The 1344-nt window shown below is 65.2% G+C and carries 2 protein-coding genes; both read right to left on the bottom strand.

What is annotated here, in order from left to right; all coding sequences use genetic code 11:
* Positions 1–15 precede the first annotated feature (15 nt).
* Positions 16–456 carry an NUDIX hydrolase gene (locus tag CFB17_RS18745; protein WP_088563108.1) on the bottom strand — a complete coding sequence of 147 codons (441 nt, stop codon included), beginning with the start codon at positions 454–456 and terminating at the stop codon, positions 16–18.
* A 38-nt stretch (positions 457–494) separates the two neighbouring features.
* Positions 495–1274 (bottom strand): MgtC/SapB family protein, encoded by a 780-nt coding sequence (locus CFB17_RS18740; RefSeq protein ID WP_088563107.1) that lies wholly within the window; start codon positions 1272–1274, stop codon positions 495–497.
* Positions 1275–1344: the final 70 nt, after the last annotated feature.

The following is a 1344-nucleotide window of genomic DNA, read 5'->3' as shown; positions in this document are numbered from 1 at the left end:
GCGCGTTGTAAGTTCTCAATCGACTGGTTTGGCTAGGTTGAGGAAGAGTTCGACGAGTTCGGCTTCGTCGACGTTCAAGGCGGCCTGGGCGAAGGTGAACCATTGGCGGCGTCGCTGCCGGGCTTCTGGCCAGGTATCGAGGAGGTCGTCGACGCGCATGGGGAAGACCTTGACGAGACAGGGCTTGAGCTGGCCCTTGGGCAGGCGCTTGAGATAGCCATAGGAGCCGATGGGCTTGTCCTGGACGACGCCGACGATGCCGGCCTCCTCATAGGCCTCCTTGGCCGCCAGCTCGGGGCCGCTCAGATTCTTCTCGCGCCAGCCCTTGGGCAGCACCCAGCGGCCGGTCTCCCGGCTGGTGACGAGGAGGACCAGTGTCTCGCCGTCCACGTTCTTGACCGGCAGGGCGGCGAATTGCTGGCCGGGACGCTGCCTTTGCTTGGCCTTACGGGGCATTCACCCGCCTTGGCCGGGCGTTTGTCATCGCCAGCCGTCTACTCCAGGGCATCTTCTGCCGCTTCCAGGCTGTCAACGCGCAGCACGCCCTCCAGTTCGCCCAGGCGGGCCACCAGCTGCACGATCGCGCTGCTGGTGCTGGCCTCGAGGGTGAGGGTCAAGATGGCCTCTCCCGTTCGCCCGGCCTCGCTGCCTTCCTTGTCAGTCAGGTCCTCCAATTCCTCGTTTGTCGCCTCGACGTCGCCCCGCTCCACCTCGACCTGCCGGATGGCTACATGCCGGCCGTTGCACATGGCAAGGATGGCCGTGAGCCGGCCGGCTTTGTCTCGAAAGCCGATGCGCAGGCGAACGCTGCTGGGCTGCTCGATGGGCAAGAGCCTGCTGACGATCCTGGGGTAGACGAACATGATCAGGAAATAGCCGACGGTCGTTGCCACGGCCAGGACAGGGAGGCCGGCGCCGCAGGCCATGCCCAGGGCCGAGGTCAGCCAGACCGAGGCCGCCGTCGTCAGCCCGCGGACGACATTGCGGCGCATGAAGATGACGCCCCCGCCAATAAAGCCGATGCCCGAGACGATCTGCGCCGCGACCCTCGAGGGATCGAGCACCACATGGTCGCCAAGAACGCCCATGAAGCCGTATTTGGAGACCAGCATGAAGAGCGCCGAGGAAACGCCGACCAGGCTGTAGGTCCGCAACCCCGCGCTCTTATGATGCATCTCCCGCTCGAGCCCGACGACCGCCGCCAGGACGAAGGACAGCAGCAGTTCGCCAAGCTGCAGCCAGCCCTGACCCACCAGACCAAGCGACAAATCCATCACCTCTCCCCCAACCAGTCTCCCGCCGCCCGCGACAATCAACCAGACAACAGGACGTTGGCAAAGCAGC

This window comes from Arboricoccus pini, assembly GCF_900187945.1.
Lineage (GTDB): Bacteria > Pseudomonadota > Alphaproteobacteria > Geminicoccales > Geminicoccaceae > Arboricoccus > Arboricoccus pini.
Note: the sequence above shows the minus strand (reverse complement) of the source record. Positions and strands in the feature narration are given on the sequence as shown.